Origin of the sequence: Companilactobacillus nodensis DSM 19682 = JCM 14932 = NBRC 107160 (assembly GCF_000615905.1) — a bacterium.
GTDB lineage: Bacteria > Bacillota > Bacilli > Lactobacillales > Lactobacillaceae > Companilactobacillus > Companilactobacillus nodensis.
The window spans coordinates 72,950-96,908 of record NZ_BAMN01000005.1 but is presented as its reverse complement, the minus strand read 5'-3'; the positions used below and the strand labels follow the sequence as shown (position 1 = coordinate 96,908).

The window sequence follows — 23,959 nt, the reverse complement described above, 5'->3', positions numbered from 1 at the left end:
ATAGTTTTACATCTAAGAAAGATAAACGTTTCAGTTTAAAAGATTTTGATGGCATTTACTTAGGGAAAGTTTCCTATCTAACTGAAAACTTGTTAGATAAGAATTTTTCTGAAGATAATGCAATTAGATTTATGCTTCAAACGGAGTATTCAGCTACTAGATATTATATCTCCCCAGATGAAGAAAAGGCTCTAATCCAATCATGCCTAGACAGAATTTCAATAAGGAAAGTTCCCGGAGATTCCGAAGATAACTTTAAATTAAAAGTCAAAAATTTAAATAAGTCTTTAGCTGCCAAAAGGAAAGTTCTTAAGATATTAATCCAATCAGTGGGAAGGTTAACTCGATCATTTTTAAAGAACGAAGTATTTATTGTTATTTCTAGTTCTCTAATAGAGCAATTGCCTTTGGAAGATATGAAAGAACTTGAAGAAAATAACCAATTGGTACCAGAATTGGGTGCAATTTATAATCATATAATTTTTGCTGAGACGTCAGAAGAACAAATTTCAAAAGAAGATGATCAACTAAAATCGCTTGCAAACAATAAAACAAATTACATGAATATTGATCTCAAGCAAATGCTTTCTCGAATTAATTCATTGAAGATAAGTCAGCAAGAAAAAGAAGATGCAATTTATGAGTATGAAAAAATGCGAGAATTATGTTTGAAATATCCGACAATCTCGCTACAGCACCAACCATGTGACAAAATTTTTAACCGATATATTCGAATCCTTGATCCAACTGGATATTGCTTTAAATTTGATGTTCAGATGAAAAAATACAAGTTCGAATTTCGAGACCTTAACAAATATAGAAATCTTATTAACGAAGCAAATTCGACGTTGCCGATTTTAATGAAAAATAATGTGGTGAAAAAGTTTTTTCAAGATAATGGATACGCAACTGAATTTAAACCCAATGATTTGATGATGAACCCGGTGATTTTTAAAAATTTTTATAAAGCGGTAATTGGTGAAAAAGCTGGAGAAGCAATTATCAATAGTGAATCAAATTCAATTAAAATCTCCAGATACACCTCTTCCGATTTTTTTGAAGTATTTGATTATCAAGTTGGTTCAAATCGGATATTTATTGACTTCAAAAATTGGGATGAGTCTTATGATCAGACAGTTGATGGTATGTTAAAGAAAATACGTCAAAAACTTGATAAAACAAATGCTGACAAAGTTTTTGTTATTAATATTTTTGCAGATAATGATTATCACATTTGGAAAAGTGGGGATGGGAAAATAATTGTTATCCCGGCATTAATGAATTCTAAAGGGGAAATTTATCATGACAATGTCAGAACGATCTTCGAAGAAATACAAAACACTATTAAACACGATTGATGTGCAGATTACAGAAACTAATATAGATAATTTTATGAACAAATTTGATTTGTTTAAAATTTCGAATATCGATTCCAAGGACACACACAAAGATATCTCATATTACAAGTTATATAATCAACCAATGTGTATAATCATTAATCAACATTTTTGCAAGTATGCTGTGGCACTAAAGGGAGACTTCACGGTAAAGAAATTGGAAGACCTCCATTTGGGTAACGTTAAAATTAATAAAATTGATCTTAGAGAGATTTTGAATTATCCACCTACGATAATTAATTTGTTTTTGAATTTATATGCTGCCATGAATTTTCCGAAGTATATTGATGAAAAAGGAAGGCCTACTAGTACATATGGGAAATTCTACTATCCAATCTCCAATCAAAAGACAAAGAGAAATAATTTTCGATATTGCTTATCACTTAAATACTTCAATTCTTTGAAGTGGCAAGTTAAGTCTTTTATGAAAACTAATAGACCAGGATCACATGTTAGGTATTTATGGGATGACAATGATTTAGTGCCCAAACAAGTTTATGAATTTGAAAAGGGTAAAGAATATTGGATTGAACACAAAGAACCTGGGAATAAACATGCCGTTGATTATTTCCAAAATGGAAATTATTCTGACTTTCGTGATTCTGAAATTGTCATCATTCAAAATCTGCTGGATGATTTAAACTCCCAATTTGAAAAGTATATTCATATTGATTTCAACTCTGTCAATTCTGCAGACGAAAGTGCACACTCAATGGAGAAATCAAAGCAATCGTATCTAGAAGGACTTAAACAGAGGTATGTATGTGAGCCAATCAATGTCGTGGACCTGGTAAAGAGTAAATAATCAAAACAATTTATCAAAGCAACCAATAAACTCCTTCAAAAAGAAGGTATTGCAATTTTAAATACTAATAAGAAAGATGAATATCATTCAGGATATAATTTAGCCATTATTGAACCAAAGGAAAATTATCAAGATAAAACTGATCCCCATCGGAACAGTTATGATGATGTCATAATTCAAAATATAACTACGTCTAATTTAGCGGCTCCAAAAGATTCTTTAGAATCCAGTAGTTTGGTAATTAAATTGTTTCAGGAGTTTGATGTCAAGAGAAGTATTTTAGAGAATCACATTCCAAAATCAGTTTTTGAAGAAAATAAACTATTTGCAGGGTATACATTCATTACCTTTGACGAAAATAATAATGCGATTATTTTCGAAAATACCTCTGACGGAGTTACTCAATTCGAAAGTGTTCAAAAGAAGAATTTTTTTGATGAGACTAATTCTCGATACTCTACAATTCGAGGTTTTATTGCTGACAATAACATAAAACCTGAGTCTGTAAAGTGGCAAATCGAATGTATTTTTTTCAAAGATTTGGATAATCTCAATTTAATTAAGAGAACTGATTATTACGCATTTCCGGAGATAAGTGAAATTGGTTATCGATTACTGTGGGCTAATCCGGATAATCTGGTCAAAGTAAATTTACTGATTTCAGACTTAAAAAATTTTGAGCAAACTCAGAAATCCCCATCGGTCAAAAAAGATGTGTTTGACGTGTGTGAATATTTGGAAGAATTAGATATAGGTAAAGTGACTATGGGTCATTTTAGAAAGTTAATGAAGGATGATTTTGGTTTTAGAGGAAACTCAAAAGTAATGAAGGAGTTTGTAAATTATAAGTTTAAAAGAAATCGAATGAATCCTAAGTTACCTTCCAATTACTTACCATTCAGTAATCATAAGGGTGGAGAACTCAAGCAAAGTTATGGCTCTCTTTATGGCATACACATATATCGTGAGCTTGATGGGATATCTTCAAGTAATAAAGAGAAATTTTATTATAAATATATTCTTATTGCCGATAGTACGGAAAATGTTCGATTGAGTTACAACAATGGGCATCCTATTCGTAAACTTATTAGTGAAAAAGAAAATAGTATTTCTGAATCTTTATTGATCAAAATGTTTGATGTTGATTTTATTCGAGTTAATCAACCAACAGTTAGACCATATGCAGTTAAATTTAATAAGGAATTTTCCAAAATGAATCCTGTGACAAAGTAGGATTTAGAAAAATAAAAACGTTCTTCAAACCATGAATCCAACATGGTTTTGAAGAACGTTTTTTTATTTTTTAATATACTGGACGATCCAAACCTTGTGTATCAGGATCAGCCATACCTAAGCTGTCATTGGCACCATAATTGGAATCCTTGATGATATCCAATACAATATCAGCGACACTTTGACGTGAACCTGAAACACCATTGTATTGTTTTGGTTGTAACAACATACTTAACTTCATCACGATCATTCAACCAAGGTAGGCAAAGTGTCGTGTATGTTAAGCCTGATTGTTCCAATAACTTGTCAGAATTAAGAGCTGCCTTTAATCCCCACTTAACTTGTTCATGGTTCCAACGGCCGAACTCACCAGGAACTTCGTTGTAGATACCAAGAATATTACTAAATGCGACACGATTAACGTGATTCTCTTTCATAGCTTTGATAACGTTATTTGTCATGGCGTTATCATCATCATGATCAATAATAGCTACGAATACCATGTCTTGTCTAGCAACGGCATCATCAACTGATTTTTCATTTTCAAGATCTATTTCGATTACTTTAACGCGAGAGTTGCTAACCAAATTGGATAGGCGGTTACTGTTACGCAACCCTAATGTCAAGTCAACGTCTTTGAATTCATCTTCACTCAAAATTCTATCTTCTACGATACGGGCAATTTGTCCGTTAGCTGCTAAAATTAATAGTTTCATTTTATTTTCCTTCTATTATGTTATTTTCTGTTGATTTCCAAACTATCACGTGAACCAAGTTTTGGATCATGTGATAATCTAACTACTAAATCGGCGATGCTCCTAATTGAGACGTCGTGTCCGCCGAATAGTTCACCTTGGATAACTCTTTCACGGTCATCATTGATATTCAATCTTTGTAGGTGGCGTGCCATTAATGTTAAATTGTCATTGTTATTTCTTCCTTTTTGTTTAATTGATGTGGTTATCATAAACTTTAATGTACACTTCAAGAAAATACATTTTAAAAAAACTAAGTAGCCTTTAGATTAAATATTAGATTCTTAACAAATAAACTAGTAGTATATTATTGATATGAAACTTTTAACAATTAAAGAGGTAAGTCAGTTTGACAGAATCAGCATTTTGGTCAAAAATATCAGCTCGAGCCAAATCAGAACATCGTCCATTCTTTAGCATGGCACCGATGGAGGCCGTTAGTAATACAGTCTTTCGTCAGGTTATAACACAGGCGTGTGCTCCAGATACATTCTTCAGTGAATTCGTCTATGCGAAGGCAATTACGAATCCGAATACTAAGTTCCCTATTCATGGTCGGCTATACATCGATTCAAGGGAAAAGACACGTCCGGTCGTTCAACTATGGGGAAATGAAGCTGCTGACTTTGAATCTGCGGCTTCTTCATTGAAAGAACAGGGATTTGAAGCAATAGATATCAATATGGGATGTCCAGATGGAACGGTTATTAAGAATCATGGTGGTAGTGATTTGATTAGGAACCATCAATGGGCTCAAGATGTAATTGCGGCAGCAAAAACCTCAGGATTAGCCGTTAGTGCTAAGACACGTCTTGGTTATAGCAAGGTTGAAGAATTCAAAGATTGGATCCCATTTTTGCTGCAACAAGACGTTGATGTGCTAACTATTCATCTGAGAACAAAGATGGAGATGAGTAAGGTTCCGGCTCACCTGGAAGTTATCAACGATATTATTAAGATGCGGGATGAAATTGCTCCACAAACATTGATTCAGATCAATGGAGATATTCCTGATTATCAAGCTGGCTTGAAATTAGCGCAAGAGCATCCTGGATTAGATGGAATTATGATTGGACGTGGAGTCTTTGCCAATCCGTTTGCCTTTGAAAAGAATCCAACAATACATTCACTTGATGATCTTTTGGATCTGTTACAGATGCAACTAAATCTGTTTGATGACTTTTCAAAGAAGTACGATATGCCACGTTTCCCATCGCTCAAACGTTTCTTCAAAATCTATGCTCGACCAGAATTGGGTGCGACTGATTTGAGAAATGCGATGATGGATACTAAGTCGACTGACGATGTACGTAAGATTTTGGCTGAGAAAGATAAGTATTTGAAATAATATATAACGTAAAAAGCAGAATTCCTCTGATTATGAGGAATTCTGCTTTTTATCATAAATAAAAAATAAGTTGCTGTTTTCTATTTTGAAAACAGCAACTTATTTTAATTCCAGGCTTTTGACATGAGATTAATTAAAGGATTGACTTTGGACTTTTGATTCTTCAAATAAGCAACGTAGAAGTCCACCGTGCTGGCATCGTCACTGATAGGAATTCTAACGCGGTCATCATCGTTATTTGGAAGATGATGGCTATCTTTACCAGAAATATTTGTACTGAAATATGGGAAGTTAGAATACTGAGTTATTTCGGTGAAGGCATCGAATTGTTCTTGATACATGAATCGAGCATCAGGAATATTGTCTTGAACAATCTGTTTCCAAACACCGATGTCGTTAACAACGACAAAACTCATTCCCTTTAGTTCTTCAAATGTGACTGAAGTTTTGTTAGCTAGATAAGTGAACCTATCTAGGTTAACAGATAATTTCTCACTACCAATGAATCGAGATTCAATTGAATCTGTCATGATTTCTTGATTGGTAATAATCATGGCAAAACTACGATTTTCTATGCTAGATATAACTGAATCTGTTTGTAATAGAGAATCATTTATTACTACGTTATCAGTAACATCATCTAAGGATTTCAACAGCATAATAGGTCCGGGAGCTATTGATCCAACCTTTATCATAGTATGACTTGCTTCGTATTTTTGAACAGTGTCAATGAAGTTTTGATTTTGGTCAAGAACCTTTTGAGCTTCTTTGACCGCCAGAATACCAGTTTTGGTTAGAGCTACGTGATTAGGTTGACGATCAAATATTTTAACATCTAATTCGTCTTCAAGTTTCTGCATTCCTCGAGTCACAGTCGGCTGAGTCACCATTAGCTTTTCAGCAGTGGCTGCCAGCGTTCCATATTTATTAAAAGTAACTAGTTCCTCAAGTAAGTAGTTATCAATCATTAAATCACCTCATTATAATGCTATACGTCAAACGTATGGTAGCATGTTTATCTGGTAATTTTCAAGTGTCCAATATGAACATATAATGAACTCATGAATTAAACAAACAGTAATTAAATAAAGAGGTAAATAATATGGAAACAGTTAAGTTAAATAATGGAGTTGAAATGCCACAATTAGGATTCGGAGTATTTCAAGTAACAGACTTGGATCAATGTGAACGAGCAGTTGTTGATGCGATTGCATCTGGCTATCGTTTGATTGATACAGCCGCTGCTTATCAGAACGAAGCAGCCGTTGGTCGTGCTATCAAGCGCAGTGGAGTTGATCGTAAGGAACTCTTCATTACATCTAAACTTTGGGTTTCGGATGCTAATTATGAAAGAGCACAAAAGGCTATTGAAACATCATTGAATAATCTTGGGGTTGATTATCTAGACTTGTACTTATTACATCAACCATATGGGGATGTTTCAGGTGCATGGCGTGCTTTGGAAGAAGCTTATAAAGCTGGTAAGATTCGTGCCATTGGTGTTTCTAATTTCTACGCTGATCAATTGAAGAACTTAGAATTATCAAATGAAATCAAGCCGGTACTTAATCAAATTGAAGTTAATCCTTGGTATCAACAGAATTCTGAAGTAGATTTCAATCAGGGAGAAGATATCCGTGTTGAAGCATGGGCACCATTCGCTGAAGGTAAGCATGACATCTTTACAAACGAAGCTATTAAAGAAATCGCGGACAAATACAACAAATCTAATGGTCAAGTTATTCTAAGATGGCTACTACAAAGAGGAATCACCGTTATTCCTAAGTCAGTTCACAAGAATCGTATGGAAGAAAATATCAATGTCTTCGATTTCAAGTTAACTGATGATGAGATGAAGGGTATGAATGGCCTTGATAAGGGCGAAAGCCAATTCTTCGATCACCGTGATCCAGTAACAATTGAACAAATTTTTGGAACAAGTTTAGCTAAACTAAAATAATTGGAGAGATAAGAATGAAAAAAGTATTAGTAACCCAGCAGCGACAACTCCGAAGACAATCCCGCCGATGGCTGAGATGAAGAAAGTTGATATATTTTGGCTTAAGGCTAAATGCCCCGTGCTATACCAAATCAGCGCGGCTTGTAGCAGCACGATACCAGTTGCGTCGTTGAATAATGATTCCATTTTCAAAACAACATTAACGCGTGTTGGTAATATCAATCCATCACTGACTGATCCCATGGCAGTTGCATCAGTTGGAGTGCTGATTGAAATTATTATTAGGGCGAGTGCAAGTGAGATACCAGCGACTGAATGCAAAATTATTGTTCCAATGATTGCGGAAATAATTGCTAGGATCACGGCCGTACCGACGATGTTTTTTATTTTCCGACGAACTAGATAAGTCTTAGTTTCTTGTCCTTCGAAGAATAATAACGGAGCGATAATCAGTAACATAAATATCTCATCATTGAATGACAATACGGTTTGATTAGTTAAGGGAATCAATCCCACAATTATCCCCATAATCAAACTGATATAGGTTCCTGATATTTTTGGTACCAAATTTGAAATGAAACTACTGATGGCTACCGTTATAAGTAACACGACTGATGATTCAAAGAATGCCATGATTATTCCTCTGTATTTTGATATTTAACGTACTAACTATAACAATTTCCATTGAACAAGCACACAGTAGATGATAACCTGAAGGTGTATGAACAATAAATTTAACGGGGATCAGTATATTATGGATAAAAAAATCTTATCTGCTTTTTTGATTGGAGCAGGTGTTGTGGGTGGGACTGTCTTTGCAACTAACCAAACAGTTGCTGAAGCCGCAACTCATAAAACAGTTACAACAACCAAAGTTACTTCAATTTATAATAACGATGGGAAATTAGTTACTAACCGCGCCTTGCTGCACATACGCCTTGGATAACTGATAAGAAGGTTTCTATTGGTAACTTGGGAGAATTCTACCGAGTAGCTACACATGAATTCGTCAAAGTTGGTGATGTACAAATGCAACGCGACAATTCTGGTACTGCCACGATTAGTTATGCACCAGATAGTGGAATTGATCTATGGAATGGATATGGTGCTAGTAAAGTTGCTTCAGGTCAAAAATTAACTAATGGTACTCAATGGAAATTCTCTGAAAAAGTAATTGATAACAACGGAGATGCTTGGTATCGAATTGGTAACAATCAATGGATTGACGGTACTTATACCAAGATTACTAACGATGTATTCGAGGAACCAGTTGCTAGTAATTGGGATCCAAACTTCGCTGCGGTCAAAGTAAATAGTGATACGCTAATTTATAACAATGATAATTACAGTTCAGGTAGTCAGGGTTCTGTTGCCGCTGGAAAGTTGTTGCAAGTTGCATCGACTCTTCAAGAAAGTGACGGAATCTGGTATGAATTGAGTAGTGGCGGCTGGATTCCAGCTGGAATCACTACTAAGATTTCTAATTCACGTCCAACTGTTTCCTTAAATGGTAAGACTAAGAATCAAGCGATTGAAGATGTTATTTCTGCTGCTAAACAACAACTTGGCAAACCATATATTTGGAATGCTAAAGGTCCGGATGGTTTCGACTGTTCTGGATTGATGCAATACGTCTTCCGTGAAGTAACTGGTCAAAATATCGGTTCATGGACCGTACCGCAAGAGACAGCTGGAACTAAAGTTTCAATGAATGACCTTCAACGAGGAGACTTGGTATTCTGGGGTCCAGAAGGTGCCACATATCACGTTGCCTTGTACTTAGGTAATAACCAATATTTGAACGCATTGCGTCCAGGTACTAACGTCAAAATCGATTCGATTTCTTCAAGCTTCGCTCCATCATTTGGAGTTCGCGTATTTAAATAATTTTCGACAAAATAAAGACTTCCCAATTTTGGGAGGCCTTTATTTTTTTAGTTAAAATTAGCATAATGCCAACTACCAATATTTTTATAAAAGACTATGATGAACCTGTAACTAAGGGGTGATAATCATGAGGTTTCAACAATTAAAGAGAAATGCTAATTTTGTTTTGAGAAAGAAATTGTATAAGAGTGGTAAAAACTGGGTTGTTAGATCAACTTTGAGTCTTGCTGGAGGATTGATTTTGTTTGGAGGATCACAATTAACCGTTAAGGCTGATGTTACAAGTGATTCTACACAATCTGAAGAAGTTCAATCTACTGCAAATAATGATGGTGAACCCAATACCGATGCTCAAGGTAATATCAATGTAGTTTCCCCTGCAAATAGTAATACGAATCGTGTTGCGGAGGATGATACCCAAACACAACCTGTCCAGTCGCTTTCCAGTACTACAAATAATCAGGACTCTAAATCTGGGAATAATATAAATCCAGAAAATCAGCAGGTGACCAACGTTGGTGAAGACAATAATAATGGTGTAGATGGTTCAGTTGAAAATTCAAATACTCCATCATCAAGCCAAAATAATAATTCTGTTCAGCAACCAGTTCAACCACAGGCTGAGTCTACAAATGTTAACTCTACTTTACCAACGACAATAGCAAGAGGTACATGGGGAACATCAGATTGGAGAATCAAAGATGATGGTGCCGGAAATATTGTTCTGCATATTGGTGCCGGTACTTTTAACGATACTCATTATAATGATGATACAGATTATAGACGACCTTGGTCTCCTAGTGATTCTTCAAAAGTTACTCAAGTTGTTTTTGATGGCAATGTTAAGGCCGATTCAAGTCTTAATGGTTTATTTTATTCATTTGGGAATCTTACTAATATCCAAAATCTTAATTATTTAGACACGTCAAGTGTCACTGATACGTCACAGATGTTTGAGTATGATAGTAAATTAGAATATGCTGATTTTTCAAATTTTGATTTTAGAGATGTCAAAAAGTCTGAAGAAATGTTTAAAAATTGTTTTTTATTGAAGGGAATGAGTTTTGGTCCAAACTTTGTTGGTACTAATTTGGTTGATGGTTCAGGAATGTTTCAGAGTTGTAAATCACTAACTTCGTTGGATCTTTCGATGTTTAGTACTCCTAAATTGGAAAAAGCGTCAAATATGTTTTTTGGAGAGGTTTCATTAACATCATTGGATGTTTCAGCTATAAATACTTCAAAGGTGAATGATTTTACTTCAATGTTTTCAGGTGAAGAATCTTTGGAAAGTTTGAATGTGTCAAATATAGATTTTTCGAATGCCACTAGCTTGGAATCATTGTTCTCAGAAGACACCAAGTTATCTAATTTAACGTTACCTAAAAAAATGAATACTTCAAAAGTAGAGAACTTTTATAGAATGTTTTATGGTTGTCCCAATTTAAAGCAAATAGATACTAGTTCAATAGATACCAGTAATGCCAACAGATTGGAAGAAATGTTTAGCCATGATTACGGATTACAAAGTATAGATGTTTCAGGATTCAATACATCTAAGGTGACAAATTTTTCTCAAATATTCGCATTTTGTACATCGTTAAAGACTGTAGATTTATCTAATTGGAATATGAAAAAATCGGTTAGATTAGAAAATGACGATAAAGGATTATTCGGAGGAGGAACAGAGTTAGATACTATTGTTTTAGGCCCTGAGGATAATTTGGTTAGTCCCGGTATTTTTGATAAAGATAGGAATTCTTATGATAAAAATGGAAATGTCATCAGAACTAATACAGGATGGAAAGCTATCCAGACAACAAGTTCTGATATCAATCAGGGATACACAGTTTCTAGCTTTATGTTGACCGATGATATGTACAATGGAAAGGATAATCCATCAGGAGTGACAACTTGGCAAATTAATTATACTGGGCCTGTTGATTTCTCAGTGAAATATATTGCAAGTGATACTGGCAAAATCCTTTATACTGTTTCAGTACCCGGAGAGTTCCCTGGTGATATATATGATGCTAAAAAGTTATCCAGTTATGGGGATGACGTTAAAGACGCAACCGGATATCAAATTGATGAGAATCCTAGTCCAGATAGCTATACACTTACAAACGATGATCCACAGGAATTTGATATTAAAGTAGATCCAGTACCTGTATATGGTCCATTAACAGTTCAAATTATTGAATCTAATACTAAAATTGGAGACTTCCACACAGTTACTTTTCAATTGCCAAATGGTGATGGAGATAATTCTGCTGTTATTAATAGCGAAGTAAATCAGATTGCAGCAAGAGAACTAGTTCCATCAACAACAGGTGCAGGTGGAGCACCTCTAATGGGTTCAGATAAAAAGCCCATATTTGATGGCAGCTATTTTGAAGATTTGGATAAGAATGGCGAACAAATATCATTTGGGGCAATATCTAGTCAGGCAATAGAGACACTTAAAACTATGAATAAAGATAGCGGACAAGCCTTAGCAGATATGTTATTAAGTCAATACACTTCAAGCGTGGATACTAGTGATGGTAAGAGTATATTTGCTTTGCATTTAGTATATGAACCTATTGCAAGTGATAGTCCAAGTACTGGGGGAAATAGCAGTAATTCTAGTTCAAGTTCTGATTCAAGTACCAGCGATAATAGCAGTGAATATAATTCTTCTTCTACTACTAAGAAGGAAACAAACACCATTTCAACATATCCCGATCAGGAACCTGTTCAAATTTATGATAACAATGGAGCTGCAGTTGGTTTAAAGAAATTACAAAAGGGTAGTAATTGGCAATCTGATGCCGTAATGGAATTAAACAACGAAACATATTATCGTGTTGCCACAAATGAATGGATCAAGACCAGTGATGCTTACGTTTATGATAACGACTTACAAGATGTTCGAGTTTATAATAACGTATACGGAAGACTAGTAAATTCTGAGGGTAAGACTTTGGGTAGAGCATTAAGGCCAACTTCAGAGTGGAAGTCTGATCGTTTTGCTACTATAAATGGTGAAAAATACTATCGTGTTGCAAGCAATGAATTTGTAAAAGCTGATGATATATATGGATATAATGATATTCCAGAATTATTGCATACGAACTCATTAATTAATTTATATGATGAACGTGGAAATAATATTTCTGTAGTATTACCAATTAATAGAAATTATACAATTGACAAAGTTATATCTATCAGTGGAATTAAGTATTATCGTGTAGCAACAAATGAATTCGTGAAATCAACAGATGATATAAATATAATCTAAAAGCAAATAAGGACCTCTCAATTAAGAGAGGTCCTTCTTTATTTTGTATGACTAAGTATATTTTTTAATTTCTATTATTTAAACATTGAATCTACTGCTGCGTCAACAGCATCTTGATCAGCAAGATAAGGAATTGTGATGTGATCTGTTCCAGCGTTCATCTTGTTGTATTCGATTGATGTTTCGATAGCGTGAGGGTTACGTGCCCAACTACGACGAGCAACTCCACCCATTGTGTCCCAAGCAATTGATGATTTGATGATCTCATCAACTTCCTCTGAACCGTCAAGAACTAATCCAAATCCACCATTGATAGCTTTACCGATACCAACGCCACCACCATTGTGAAGGGCGATAAGTGTCATACCACGGGCAGCATTACCAGCGTAGCATTGTGTAGCCATGTCAGCACAGACGTTACTACCGTCTTTGATATTTGATGTTTCTCTAAATGGTGAGTCTGTTCCTGATACGTCATGGTGATCACGTCCCAGCATAACTGGACCAATCTTGCCTTCACGAACCAATTCATTGAACTTCAAGGCAATATTTACACGACCGTAGCAGTCTTGATAGAGAATACGTGCTTGTGTACCAACAACTAGAGCATTCTTTTCAGCATCACGGATCCAGTTGTAGTTGTCACGATCTTGGTAACGGCGGTTAGGATCTATAACTTCCATTGCAGCGTGGTCTGTTTGGATAAGATCTTCGTGTTTACCACTTAGACATACCCAACGGAATGGTCCGTATCCGTAATCGAATAACATTGGTCCCATGATATCTTCAACATATGAAGGCCAGATGAAACCATCCTTATCGTCGTGACCATTCTTAGAAATTTCACTTACACCTGAATCATAGATTGATTTCATGAATGAGTTACCGTAGTCGAAGAAGTATGTTCCGTCAGCAACTAATGATTTGATTACATCGAAGTGACGTCTCAAAGTCTTATCTACTAAGCCACGGAATTTATCTTTGTCTTCAGCTAACATTGCTGTTCTTTCTTCAAATGTCAGGCCAACAGGGCAGTAGCCACCTTCGTAAACATTGTGACATGATGTTTGATCAGATAGTAGGTCGACGTGAATGTGATTCTTGTTGATATATTCTAGCAAGTCAACGATATTACCATGGAAGGCAATTGATGTACTTTCGCCACGTTTCATGTAGTCTTCAGCCATGTTTACAGCTTCTTCAGGTGTCTCAGCTAATTGACTGATCCAGCCTTGACTCTTACGAGTTTCGATTCTTGATCTATCAACTTCGGCGATGATAGCAACGGCCTTAGCAATTTCACCGGCTTTACCTTGAGCACCACTCATTCCACCAAGTCCTGATGAAATAAATAGTTTACCAGTTAAATCACCATCGTCAGGAATACCAAGTTTTAATCTACCAGCGTTAAGTAGAGTATTGAATGTTCCGTGAACGATACCTTGTGGTCCGATGTACATCCAACCACCAGCGGTCATTTGGCCGTAGTTAGTAACACCCATTTCTTCAGCAACTTCCCAGTCGTCGATGTTATCATACTCACCAACCATTAGGCCGTTTGTGATGATTACACGAGGTGCACTCTTCTTTGATTTGAACAATCCTAGTGGGTGTCCTGATTCGACAACTAATGTTTGTTCGTCAGTCATTGCTTGCAAGTATTTCTTGATCAAACGATATTGCATCCAATTGTGACAAACTGAACCAGTTTCACCATATGTAACTAATTCGTAAGGGTAAAGAGCAACGTCAAAGTTTAAATTGTTGTCGATTTGAACTTGAATAGCTTTACCGGCTGTACATTTTCCTTCATATTCATCGATAGGTTTGCCATAGATTTTTTCTTTTGGATACCATCTATAACCGTAGATACGTCCGCGAGTTCTTAATTCCTCTAGGAATTCTGGGATAACTACATCGTGATACTTAGGATGTACATAGCGAAGGGCATTCTTCAAAGCAAGTTCTGTTTGTTCTTTAGTTAGTCGGAATCCACGATCAGGTGCACGTCTGATTCCTTCTTGGAAGACGGTCTTTTCTGGTAATTCGTCGTCTAACTTGATTGTCATTGCTGCTTCCATTTCTTTGTAATCGATCATTTTAATAGCCTCCTAGTGTGTACTCTATTTCTGTGACTTAGACTGTGTCATTTAATACTGCACGTTCAGTATATTAAGAATGTGTCAATTGAGAGTCTATACTGGGAAAAAATTATTGTAACGACAAGGCATGAAACGCTTACTATTTTTTTGACACAAATTAGACAGCTCGTATATAGAATGAAGAAAAGTCATAATTGATGGAGTGTGCATAATGAAAGCAGATAAGATCTTAAAGAATTTTAGTCAGATTTTTTGTCCCTCAGATATTGGTCATCCATTAAGAGGCGAAGAGATGTCTGATGCTAAGGTTATCGAGAATGGTTATATTGCAATTAAAGATGGTAAGATTTTGGAAATTGGTTCTGGTGAACCGAACGCTGAATTACTAGATTCTACTACTGAAGTAATTGATTACACTGGTAAAATGGCAACACCTGGATTGATCGACTGCCATACACATCTGGTATATGGTGGGAGTCGCGAAAATGAGTTCTCAAAAAAACTAAACGGTGTTTCATACTTGGATATTCTAGCTGCTGGTGGGGGGATTCTCAGTACGGTTAACTCAACTCGTGATGCTAGTTTTGATACATTATATGATAAGACCTCAAAACTTGTTGACGACATGATTATTCATGGTGTTACGACAGTAGAAGCTAAAAGTGGTTATGGATTAAATTGGGAAACAGAAAAGAAACAATTAGAAGTAATTAAAAAAATTGATGAAGAGCACGATATGGATCTTGTTTCAACATTCATGGCAGCTCACGCTGTTCCTCCAGAATACAAGGAGAGACCAGATGAATTCATCGATATGATCATCAATGAGATGTTGCCGAAGGTCAAAGAAGAACATCTATCAGAGTTTTGTGATATTTTCTGTGAAACTGGTGTCTTCACATCTGAACAATCCAAGCGCTTATTGCAAGCCGCCAAAGATCAAGGCTTCAAGTTAAGAATTCATGCTGATGAAATTGATTCAATCGGTGGAGTAGATGTTGCCGCAGAATTAGGTTCAGTCAGTGCTGAACACTTGATGGTGATTACCGACGAAGGTATCGGTAAGTTGAGCAAAGCTCACGTTATTGGTAATCTTCTACCAGGTACAACTTTCAGCCTGATGCAAGATACTTATGCACCAGCTAAGAAGATGATCGAACACGGAATGGCAATCACGCTAACAACTGATAGTAACCCTGGAAGTTGTCCAACGTCTAATTTACAATTTATTATGCAGTTGGGAACATTCATGATGAAGCTAACACCGATCCAGGTACTCAATGCCGTAACGATCAATGCTGCTTACTCAGTTTGTCGTAATGAAAGTATCGGTAGTTTTGATGAAGGTAAGAATGCTGATATCACCGTATTCGACTGTAAGAATATCGATTATCCATTCTACTTTTTCGCTACTAACTTAGTCAGTGAAGTTTACAAGAATGGTAACTTGGTAGTCCAAGATAGACAATTAGTATAGTCAATAATTGAATGATACAGCTCTCAAATAGTGATTGGGAGCTGTATTTTTTGTTATCGGTTTCACTATTGTGTGTCTTTTGACATTTTTTTGACGTATAGTAATTATGGGGTGAGCATAATATGAAGAAAACACTAAAATTTCAATTGTTTGGTAATCCCAAGATTTATTTAGCCGATCAACAGATTTTTTTCTCATTCTCCAAGATCAATGCTCTTTTGTATTATTTAGCTGTCAATCAATCCATCAGTAGAGATGAAATTGCTGGGTTGCTGTGGCCAAATAAGTCCGAACAGAGTGCCAGAAAGAATCTCCGTAATACTATTTATCAGGCTAACAAGGTTCTGGGCGACGATTATGTCGTTTCACCAAACAAATCTGTTTTACAGTTGAATGAAGATTTACCAGTTCAGAGTGATGTTGAAGAATTTCTCTCTGAGCCGACTGAACACTTAATTAAGTACCAAGGTGAATTCTTGAAGGGGTTCTTTTTGAAGGACTCTGAGAATTTTGACCAATGGACAACGCGGATGCGTAGTATCTATGAGCAAAAATTCGTACAGAATTGTTATCACAAGGTTTCTGATGATATTGCCAATAGTAGATTAGATGATGTTGAGCGTAATATTCAACGTTTGATTTCTATTGATGAATACGATGAACGTAATTATCAGTTGTTAATGAGGTTTTATCAGGATAGTCATCGTAATGGCAAAGTCATTGAAGCCTATTATGAATTAGTTAGTACACTAAAAGAAGAACTCGGAATTGAACCGAGTGATGAGACACGTAAGATTTATGAGAAGACGTTGGAGATCGTTAATCGTCGAAAGAATTATGAAGAGAATATTGAAAGTTTTAAGTTCTTTGGTCGTACGCAAGAAATTGAAACGCTCGAAGCTAACTTTGATGGATTCTTTCATGATCATAATTTCCAGTCAATAATTATTCAAGGTGATGCTGGTATTGGTAAGACGGCATTATCAGAGCTAGTTCTCAACAATATGCGTAAGAAGCATTTGTTATTGAATTTTACCTGTTTCCACTCTGAGCGTTTTTTTTACGTTGCGTCCGTGGCGTGAAATACTTCAAAAAATTGAGATTGTTATTAAGGATAATGAAATTGTCACGTCAAATAACTTTGAGAAGACTTGCGAGAAATTCTTTCCATATTTTACAGATGATAGTTTAAGAAATTTTGACGATAAATTAACTGATGATGATATAAATTATTTATCGCAAATAATTCTGGAAGCCCTAAAGATAATTGAACAGGATAACAAGTTGATCATCAATATCGATAATCTGCAGTGGATGGATGAATTGAGTTTACGGCTTTTGACGAGTCTGATGCTTCATGATCGTGACACGTTGTTCTTATTGACACTCCGGTCCAATTATCAGACTCATATTGATGAATTTATTAATACGGTCAGTCACTATGGCAGACTTAATATTATTGACTTGAAGCCATTTGACCGTGCATCGATGACAGCATTTATGCAGAAGCAAATTCCCGATAATGATTTGGATTTTGCTACGTTGACAGAGTTGTATAACGAGTCAGAGGGCAGTCCATTTTTCTTGATGGAATATGTCCGACAGATCAAGTTGGGACTACGACCAGACTATATGACACCAAAGATTCAAAAGGAATTGAAATTTATTCTTCAGGATCTTGAACCTGGTGAGGAAGAGATTCTGGAGATGGTTTCGTACTTCCCAGAAGAAGCACCATTAAAAATTATTTCGACATTATTGAATCGAACTGAAAGCAGTATTGCCAAGGATATTTCAACGATTAAGAATCACCAGCTGATTAGTGAGCACATGATCGAAGGAGAGATTCAGCTGAGTTTTTTCCACAATAAATTCCGTGAATTTATTTACTCACAACAAGCACCTTCGAAGCTGCGAGTGATCCACGAAAAGATTGCGGTTCTACTAGAACAAAAACTTCGTTCAGTTGATGACGAATCGACATTGCTATCACAGATTGCTTATCACTATAAATATGCTAATCAAGAATTGAAGTCGCTAGATTATGAATTATCTCATCTGCAGATCTCACTTAAGTTCCAACATGAATTATTCCCAATTTATACTGAGTACAACAAAGAGTCAGTTGAGCTGGAAAGTATTGAGTGGCATGATGAACTGACTAAGTTCAAGCAAATAGGTGACCGACTCAAAGCCATTGAGTATCAGTATGAAGGCAACCAGACATATGAATTATTGCTGATGAAGTATTTGTACTTTGAAGGACGTTATTACATCAATTATGGTAATTATAATCAGGGAATCGAGAATATCCAACGGGTGATCGTTAAGGCAAAGGAACTTCATCATGATGACTTCTTGATTCGCGGTTATCGTCAAATGATCTATTACTATATTCAGACTGACAATGCGACTGATATGGTGCATTATATTGATCTGGCAATGAATATCTCTATTAGATCTAATGATCACCAGTCAATTGGAATTTTGTTGCGGCTAAAAGGTCTGTACTATCTGATGGTTGGTAATTTGACGGAGGCAGAGCATTTGTTGGTGGAATCAGTGACTATCTTTACTATCTCAGATGAAGTCAAGGAGAAGTATTCCAGTAATATTGCAGCTGCTTATGATTACTTAGCTGAGATTGAACGCCTCCGTGAGAACTATGATGAGGCAATCAATTATGAGAAGAAGGCAATTTGTCTCTGTGAACAGACGGGATTAAAGACTAGTCTGGTTATCTTCTATGTGGATATGGGAATTTCTCTCTATGCGAAGGAAGATTATGAAGGTTCCAAACAATATCTATGCAAAGCCAAAGGATTATATGATAATTTGACGTCACCATGGAAGAGAACGCAGCTCAATGCGTACTTGGCGTTGAATGAGTTACATGATGGTGATTATGATGCAGTTTTGAGATTCTTATTGAGTTTTAACGAGTATTACACACATTTATCCAATCCCAGGGATATGGGAATCGTTTATTTTATTCAAGCAATTGTTAAGAAGATGATCAATGATCAGAAGATCAGTGATCCTTCACTACGTGAACTACTCAATCAGGATGAAGCATTTTATTTAGAAAAAGCCAAAGAGAATCTCAGTCAATATCGTGATAGATTTGAATTACAATATTTGAATGGAATTTATGGCGAAATGAATTCGATTTATCATCACTAAAAAATTAAAAAAATTATATAAGAAAAGGCGCTAAATTTGACAATTATTGTCATTTTTAGCGCCTTTTCTGTTCTTTGAGATGATTAGAAAAAATTAATTTTAGAGTTTATTTTCTAATCTTAGAATCTATTAAACGTCAAAAGATACCATATTGAGAAACAGTTCACTTGACAGAATTTTTGCCGTCTTTAATGACTTTTTTAGTATGCCTATCGTAAATAGTTTTTGATTAGTAAAACTGATAACTAATATCGAGAAAATTAATTGAAGTACTGATAGATAGAACTTTACGTCTTGGATACTGTCAGAATGTCACTGTCAAAAAAGTGTCAAATTTTGATAATTATAAAAATGTGTTTAAACATTATTTTATAAAAGCAAAAAAAATATATGTTTTTGAAATATTAAAATCGCTGAAACCCTTGATACAGGCGCTATTGACCGGTTATAAGTACCATGATAGATTAATAGCGGTTAATGAAAGCGATAACAGATAAATCGGATTTTGAAAAATAGTACGGGGGATATCCAGAAGTCGTGGATGATTTTTGCAAAAATCGAGGTGATGAATAACCCTATCGTGACCCATGGAAATCTGGATTTGTTGTCTTTTATTAAAACAATCAAGTACACAAATTTGAAAGGATGTTTGATCATGGACAAATTAATTGAATGTATTCCGAATTTTAGTGAAGGCAAGAACCAAGAAACAATTGATGGTTTAGTTGAGACAGCCAAGAGCGTCCAAGGTGTCACACTATTAGATCACTCTTCAGATACAAATCATAACCGTAGTGTATTTACATTAGTTGGTAACGAAGATGGAATTCAAGAAGTAGCTTTCCAACTTGTTAAATATGCTAGTGAAAATATCGATATGACTAAGCACGAAGGTGGTCATCCACGTATGGGTGCAACTGACGTAGTGCCATTTGTACCTATCAAGAACATTACCGCAGAAGAATGTGTTGAAATTTCGAAAAAAGTTGCAAAACGTGTAAATGATGAATTAAATATTCCAATTTTCTTATATGAAGATTCAGCTTCAACACCGGCACGTAGAAATCTTGCCAAAGTAAGAAAAGGTCAATTCGAAGGAATGCCAGAAAAGCTTCTTCAAGATGAATGGGCACCAGATTATGGTGAAAGAAAGATTCACCCAACGGCTGGAGTTACAGCCATTGGCGCACGTATGCCATTAGTTGCCTTCAACGTAAACCTTGATACGGACGATGTAACAATTGCTAAGAAGATTGCCAAAATTGTTCGTGGTTCAAGCGGCGGATTCAAGTATTGCAAGGGTATCGGATTAATGCTCGAAGATCGTAACATTGCTCAAGTCTCCATGAATATGGTCAATTATGAAGGAACACCATTGTATCGTACATTCGAAACAATCAAGTTTGAAGCAAAACGTTATGGAGTAAACATCATTGGTAGTGAAGTTATTGGATTAACACCTGCTAAAGCCTTAGTAGATGTTGCTGAATATTATCTACAAGTTGAAGACTTCGATTACAGCAAACAAGTTCTTGAAAATCACTTAATTTAAGGAGAACAATCAATGAAATTAACTGACATGCAAGTACGTGAATTCATGACTGTTCTTGGTTCAGATGAACCGGCTCCGGGTGGAGGCTCAGCTTCTGCATTAGCTGGTTCAATGGGTATCTCACTTACTAAGATGGTTACTGAACTTACGATCGGTAAGAAAAAATATCTTGAATTCGAAGATATTGCAAAAGAAACTCGTGAAGAAGCTGGTAAGTTACAAGCTGAATTGCTCGATGCAATCGACAAAGATACCGAAGCATTTAACGAAGTATCTGCTGTGTTCTCAATGCCTAAGGCAACTGATGACGAAAAGGCTGCACGTAGAAGTGCCATGCAACAAGCACTAAAAGGTGCTACTAAAGCTCCATTCGACATCATGGTCAAATGTGTTGAAGCATTGAAGGTAACTGAATCAATCATCGGTAAGTCAAATACCAATGCCGCTAGTGACTTGGGAGTTGCGGCTTTGAACTTGAAGTCAGCACTTCAAGGCGCATGGTTGAATGTCTTAATCAACTTATCTGGTATCAAGGATGAAGAATTCGTTAATGATTACAAGCAAAAAGGAACTGCCTTACTAGAAGAGGGATGTCCTTTGGCAGACAAGATCTACGAAGAAATTTTGAAAATTGTATAGCTGATAACACTAATGAGAAGGGCGGAATTAAATATTATGGCAAATTTATCTGATATTGAAATTGCAAGTCAAGTTGAAATGGACCCTATTCAAGATATCGCCGCATCAGTTGGTATCCCTGAAGAAGATCTATCAATGTATGGAAAGTACAAAGCTAAGATCGACATCAATAATATGAAGGACCTGGATGACGCAAGTCAACGTGGGAAACTTATCCTAGTTACAGCTATCACACCAACGCCTGCCGGCGAAGGTAAGACTACTGTCTCAGTTGGATTGGTTGATGCATTATCAAATATTGGTAAAAAAGCGGCCATTGCTGTTCGTGAACCATCATTAGGACCTGTCTTTGGTATTAAAGGTGGAGCCGCAGGTGGTGGACATTCACAAGTTGTTCCTATGGAAGATATTAATCTTCACTTCACAGGCGACTTCCACGCAATCGGTGCTGCAAATAACTTATTAGCTGCCTTATTAGATAATCATATTCACCAAGGTAATGCATTGAACATTGATACACGTAAGATACTTGGAAACGTGTTGTTGATATGAATGATCGCCAATTACGTCACATCGTTGACGGCTTGCAAGGCCGTGTTAATGGTGTTCCACGTGAAGATGGTTACGATATTACAGTTGCTTCAGAAGTTATGGCTGTATTATGTCTTTCAAATAATATTACTGAACTCAAATCAAAATTACGCAAAATGATCGTAGCTTACAACATGGACGGTGATCCAGTTACAGCCGGTGACTTGAAAGCGGAAGGAGCATTAACAGCGCTACTAAAAGATGCTATCAATCCTAATATTGTTCAAACACTCGATCACACACCAGCCTTCATTCATGGTGGACCATTCGCTAATATTGCTCACGGATGTAACAGTATCTTAGCTACAAAACTAGCTTTGAAATATGCTGATTATGCAGTTACAGAGGCTGGATTCGGTGCTGACCTTGGAGCTGAAAAATTCATCGATATCAAGTGTCGTCTAGCCAACATGCAACCAGATGCAGTCGTACTTGTAGCAACAGTTCGTGCTTTGAAGATGCATGGTGGTGTTAAGAAGACTGACTTGAATGAAGAAAATGTTGAAGCTGTTGAAGCTGGATTACCAAACATGAAGAAGCACATTGATAATATCCAAAATGTTTATGGTATGCCAGTAGTTGTTGCCATCAACAAGTTCCCTAATGATACAGATGCTGAATTAGCAGTTGTTCAAAAGGCTTGTGAAGACCTCGGTGTTAAAGTTGCTCTGTCAGATGTATGGGGCAAAGGTGGTGACGGTGCGCTTGAACTTGCTGACGCAGTGGTTGAAGCAGCTGACCAACCAAACAACTTTGGCTTTGTATATGACTTGGAAGATTCAATTGAAGAAAAATTAACTAAGATCGTTCAAAAAGTTTACGGCGGTGACGGAGTTGAATTCACACGTGGCGCACGTAAACAATTGTCAGAATTGGAAAGACTTGGATTCACTGACTTACCAATCTGTATGGCTAAGACTCAATATTCATTCTCTGATGACGCGAAGAAGTTAGGTGCACCAACAGGCTTCACAGTTAAAATCAGTAACTTGAAGGTTTCTGCCGGTGCTGGATTCATCGTTGCTCAAACTGGAGCAATCATGACAATGCCAGGATTACCAAAATCACCAGCTGCAGAACGTATTGATGTTGATGAGAATGGAAATATTTCTGGATTATTCTAGAAAATGGAATTATTAAAAGTAACAGAGAATGATTACCAAGTTTCAAATTGGAGTGGGGGTCAAACCACAGAATTCTATCTATCCCCAACCAATGGAGAATATCGACCAGGCAACTTTGACTATCGGATTTCTAGTGCGACAGTTGAATTAGATACGACAGAATTTACACCCTTGCCGGGTTACAAGAGAATAATATTACCGTTACAGAATCAATTGACTTTGGAAAATAATGCAAAAACGATCACTTTGGCACCTTTCCAAAAATATTATTTTAACGGTGATGACAAGATTACTAGTCATGGCAAATGTGTTGATTTTAATTTGATATATCGTTCTGATCTCGAGGGACATATAAACTTTCTAATCGATAATAAATCTTTGAAGCTTAAGGAAGATACAGAATACATTTGTTATTTCTTACATGGATGCTCAGTGATTTTTAAAGACGACGAATCAATGCAAAGTAAATTCGTTAGTAAAAATGAATCATTATATTTTAAAACAAATTCAACCTCGACAATGTTTGTGACAAGTGCGGCAGGTTCTTCAATTAATCCTATGGCCATTTTAGTTTGGACAAGTGAGAAGGAATCAAAATAAGAATTGCGCTTCAAGAACAGATG

The 23,959-nt window shown here is 36.1% G+C and carries 18 protein-coding genes and 2 pseudogenes; 15 read left to right on the top strand and 5 right to left on the bottom strand.

Annotated features, from left to right (window positions below; translation table 11 throughout):
- Positions 1-89 precede the first annotated feature (89 nt).
- From JCM14932_RS05150 to JCM14932_RS05140, 3 genes are all read left to right on the top strand, one after another.
- A complete protein-coding gene (locus JCM14932_RS05150; RefSeq protein ID WP_025023944.1) occupies positions 90-1,358 on the top strand; it encodes a hypothetical protein in 1,269 nt (422 codons plus the stop codon).
- Positions 1,303-2,202, top strand: a complete 900-nt coding sequence (locus JCM14932_RS05145; protein ID WP_025023943.1) for a hypothetical protein — start codon at positions 1,303-1,305, stop codon at positions 2,200-2,202. Before JCM14932_RS05150 ends, JCM14932_RS05145 begins: the two co-directional genes overlap by 56 nt.
- 234 nt (positions 2,203-2,436) lie before the next feature.
- Entirely contained in the window at positions 2,437-3,435 is a 999-nt protein-coding gene (locus tag JCM14932_RS05140; protein WP_025023942.1) for a hypothetical protein, read from the top strand.
- A gap of 70 nt (positions 3,436-3,505) precedes the next feature.
- Here the strand turns inward: JCM14932_RS05140 and JCM14932_RS14590 are convergent.
- Together JCM14932_RS14590 and JCM14932_RS16985 are read right to left on the bottom strand one after the other, a co-directional pair.
- A pseudogene (locus tag JCM14932_RS14590) lies at positions 3,506-4,151 on the bottom strand (NAD(P)H-binding protein).
- A 20-nt stretch (positions 4,152-4,171) separates the two neighbouring features.
- Positions 4,172-4,402: a Rossmann-fold NAD(P)-binding domain-containing protein gene (locus JCM14932_RS16985; RefSeq protein ID WP_025023941.1), complete on the bottom strand. Its 231-nt coding sequence runs from the start codon at positions 4,400-4,402 to the stop codon at positions 4,172-4,174.
- Positions 4,403-4,539: 137 nt separating this feature from the next.
- Between JCM14932_RS16985 and JCM14932_RS05125 the strand changes: the two genes are divergently transcribed.
- A complete protein-coding gene (locus JCM14932_RS05125) occupies positions 4,540-5,538 on the top strand; it encodes a tRNA-dihydrouridine synthase family protein (RefSeq protein WP_025023940.1) in 999 nt (332 codons plus the stop codon).
- Between the two features lie 104 nt (positions 5,539-5,642).
- On the opposite strand, the gene JCM14932_RS14585 is transcribed toward JCM14932_RS05125, so the two are convergent.
- Positions 5,643-6,506 (bottom strand): LysR family transcriptional regulator, encoded by an 864-nt coding sequence (locus JCM14932_RS14585; protein ID WP_034542621.1) that lies wholly within the window; start codon positions 6,504-6,506, stop codon positions 5,643-5,645.
- A 134-nt stretch (positions 6,507-6,640) separates the two neighbouring features.
- On the opposite strand from JCM14932_RS14585, the gene JCM14932_RS05115 reads away from it, so the two are divergent.
- Positions 6,641-7,498 carry an aldo/keto reductase gene (locus JCM14932_RS05115; RefSeq protein WP_025023939.1) on the top strand — a complete coding sequence of 286 codons (858 nt, stop codon included), beginning with the start codon at positions 6,641-6,643 and terminating at the stop codon, positions 7,496-7,498.
- Here the strand turns inward: JCM14932_RS05115 and JCM14932_RS05110 are convergent.
- A complete protein-coding gene (locus JCM14932_RS05110; protein WP_025023938.1) occupies positions 7,490-8,131 on the bottom strand; it encodes a cation:proton antiporter domain-containing protein in 642 nt (213 codons plus the stop codon). The genes JCM14932_RS05115 and JCM14932_RS05110 overlap by 9 nt on opposite strands.
- Before the next feature lie 88 nt (positions 8,132-8,219).
- On the opposite strand from JCM14932_RS05110, the gene JCM14932_RS16980 reads away from it, so the two are divergent.
- From JCM14932_RS16980 to JCM14932_RS05095, 3 genes are all read left to right on the top strand, one after another.
- A complete protein-coding gene (locus JCM14932_RS16980) occupies positions 8,220-8,444 on the top strand; it encodes a hypothetical protein (RefSeq protein WP_235700520.1) in 225 nt (74 codons plus the stop codon).
- Positions 8,445-8,470: 26 nt separating this feature from the next.
- Positions 8,471-9,385 carry a C40 family peptidase gene (locus JCM14932_RS15885; RefSeq protein WP_025023936.1) on the top strand — a complete coding sequence of 305 codons (915 nt, stop codon included), beginning with the start codon at positions 8,471-8,473 and terminating at the stop codon, positions 9,383-9,385.
- Between the two features lie 127 nt (positions 9,386-9,512).
- Positions 9,513-12,668 (top strand): BspA family leucine-rich repeat surface protein, encoded by a 3,156-nt coding sequence (locus JCM14932_RS05095; RefSeq protein ID WP_025023935.1) that lies wholly within the window; start codon positions 9,513-9,515, stop codon positions 12,666-12,668.
- Positions 12,669-12,742: 74 nt separating this feature from the next.
- Here the strand turns inward: JCM14932_RS05095 and hutU are convergent, their stop codons facing one another.
- A complete protein-coding gene (hutU, locus tag JCM14932_RS05090) occupies positions 12,743-14,767 on the bottom strand; it encodes a urocanate hydratase (RefSeq protein ID WP_025023934.1) in 2,025 nt (674 codons plus the stop codon).
- Positions 14,768-14,981: 214 nt separating this feature from the next.
- Here hutU and hutI point away from each other — a divergent pair, with 214 nt between their 5' ends.
- The 7 genes and pseudogenes from hutI to JCM14932_RS14565 all read left to right on the top strand — a co-directional run bounded on the left by hutI (position 14,982) and on the right by JCM14932_RS14565 (position 23,936).
- Positions 14,982-16,247 (top strand): imidazolonepropionase, encoded by a 1,266-nt coding sequence (gene hutI / locus JCM14932_RS05085; RefSeq protein ID WP_025023933.1) that lies wholly within the window; start codon positions 14,982-14,984, stop codon positions 16,245-16,247.
- 122 nt (positions 16,248-16,369) lie between these two features.
- Positions 16,370-17,329 (top strand): AfsR/SARP family transcriptional regulator, encoded by a 960-nt coding sequence (locus JCM14932_RS15880; RefSeq protein ID WP_025023932.1) that lies wholly within the window; start codon positions 16,370-16,372, stop codon positions 17,327-17,329.
- Positions 17,313-19,430, top strand: coding sequence for a tetratricopeptide repeat protein (locus tag JCM14932_RS14575; protein WP_025023931.1), 2,118 nt, complete (start codon positions 17,313-17,315; stop codon positions 19,428-19,430). Before JCM14932_RS15880 ends, JCM14932_RS14575 begins: the two co-directional genes overlap by 17 nt.
- Before the next feature lie 655 nt (positions 19,431-20,085).
- Positions 20,086-20,982 carry a glutamate formimidoyltransferase gene (ftcD, locus tag JCM14932_RS05070; RefSeq protein ID WP_025023930.1) on the top strand — a complete coding sequence of 299 codons (897 nt, stop codon included), beginning with the start codon at positions 20,086-20,088 and terminating at the stop codon, positions 20,980-20,982.
- A gap of 12 nt (positions 20,983-20,994) precedes the next feature.
- Complete coding sequence (locus tag JCM14932_RS05065; RefSeq protein ID WP_025023929.1) at positions 20,995-21,621, top strand: cyclodeaminase/cyclohydrolase family protein; 627 nt, start codon at positions 20,995-20,997, stop codon at positions 21,619-21,621.
- Between the two features lie 36 nt (positions 21,622-21,657).
- Positions 21,658-23,336, top strand: a pseudogene (locus JCM14932_RS14570) (formate--tetrahydrofolate ligase).
- A 3-nt stretch (positions 23,337-23,339) separates the two neighbouring features.
- On the top strand, positions 23,340-23,936 hold the full coding sequence (locus tag JCM14932_RS14565; protein WP_025023928.1) for a HutD family protein: 597 nt from the start codon (positions 23,340-23,342) through the stop codon (positions 23,934-23,936).
- The last annotated feature ends 23 nt before the right edge of the window (positions 23,937-23,959 follow it).

What these genes read in the sequence shown, in the direction of transcription:
- JCM14932_RS05110 (WP_025023938.1), bottom strand. Translation starts at nt 8,131, where the DNA reads ATGGCATTCTTTGAATCATCAGTCGTGTTACTTATAACGGTAGCCATC.
- JCM14932_RS16985 (WP_025023941.1), bottom strand. Translation starts at nt 4,402, where the DNA reads ATGATAACCACATCAATTAAACAAAAAGGAAGAAATAACAATGACAAT.
- JCM14932_RS05115 (WP_025023939.1), top strand. Translation starts at nt 6,641, where the DNA reads ATGGAAACAGTTAAGTTAAATAATGGAGTTGAAATGCCACAATTAGGA.
- JCM14932_RS16980 (WP_235700520.1), top strand. Translation starts at nt 8,220, where the DNA reads ATGAACAATAAATTTAACGGGGATCAGTATATTATGGATAAAAAAATC.
- JCM14932_RS05095 (WP_025023935.1), top strand. Translation starts at nt 9,513, where the DNA reads ATGAGGTTTCAACAATTAAAGAGAAATGCTAATTTTGTTTTGAGAAAG.
- hutU (WP_025023934.1), bottom strand. Translation starts at nt 14,767, where the DNA reads ATGATCGATTACAAAGAAATGGAAGCAGCAATGACAATCAAGTTAGAC.
- JCM14932_RS05145 (WP_025023943.1), top strand. Translation starts at nt 1,303, where the DNA reads ATGACAATGTCAGAACGATCTTCGAAGAAATACAAAACACTATTAAAC.
- hutI (WP_025023933.1), top strand. Translation starts at nt 14,982, where the DNA reads ATGAAAGCAGATAAGATCTTAAAGAATTTTAGTCAGATTTTTTGTCCC.
- JCM14932_RS05065 (WP_025023929.1), top strand. Translation starts at nt 20,995, where the DNA reads ATGAAATTAACTGACATGCAAGTACGTGAATTCATGACTGTTCTTGGT.
- JCM14932_RS15880 (WP_025023932.1), top strand. Translation starts at nt 16,370, where the DNA reads ATGAAGAAAACACTAAAATTTCAATTGTTTGGTAATCCCAAGATTTAT.
- JCM14932_RS14565 (WP_025023928.1), top strand. Translation starts at nt 23,340, where the DNA reads ATGGAATTATTAAAAGTAACAGAGAATGATTACCAAGTTTCAAATTGG.
- ftcD (WP_025023930.1), top strand. Translation starts at nt 20,086, where the DNA reads ATGGACAAATTAATTGAATGTATTCCGAATTTTAGTGAAGGCAAGAAC.
- JCM14932_RS14585 (WP_034542621.1), bottom strand. Translation starts at nt 6,506, where the DNA reads ATGATTGATAACTACTTACTTGAGGAACTAGTTACTTTTAATAAATAT.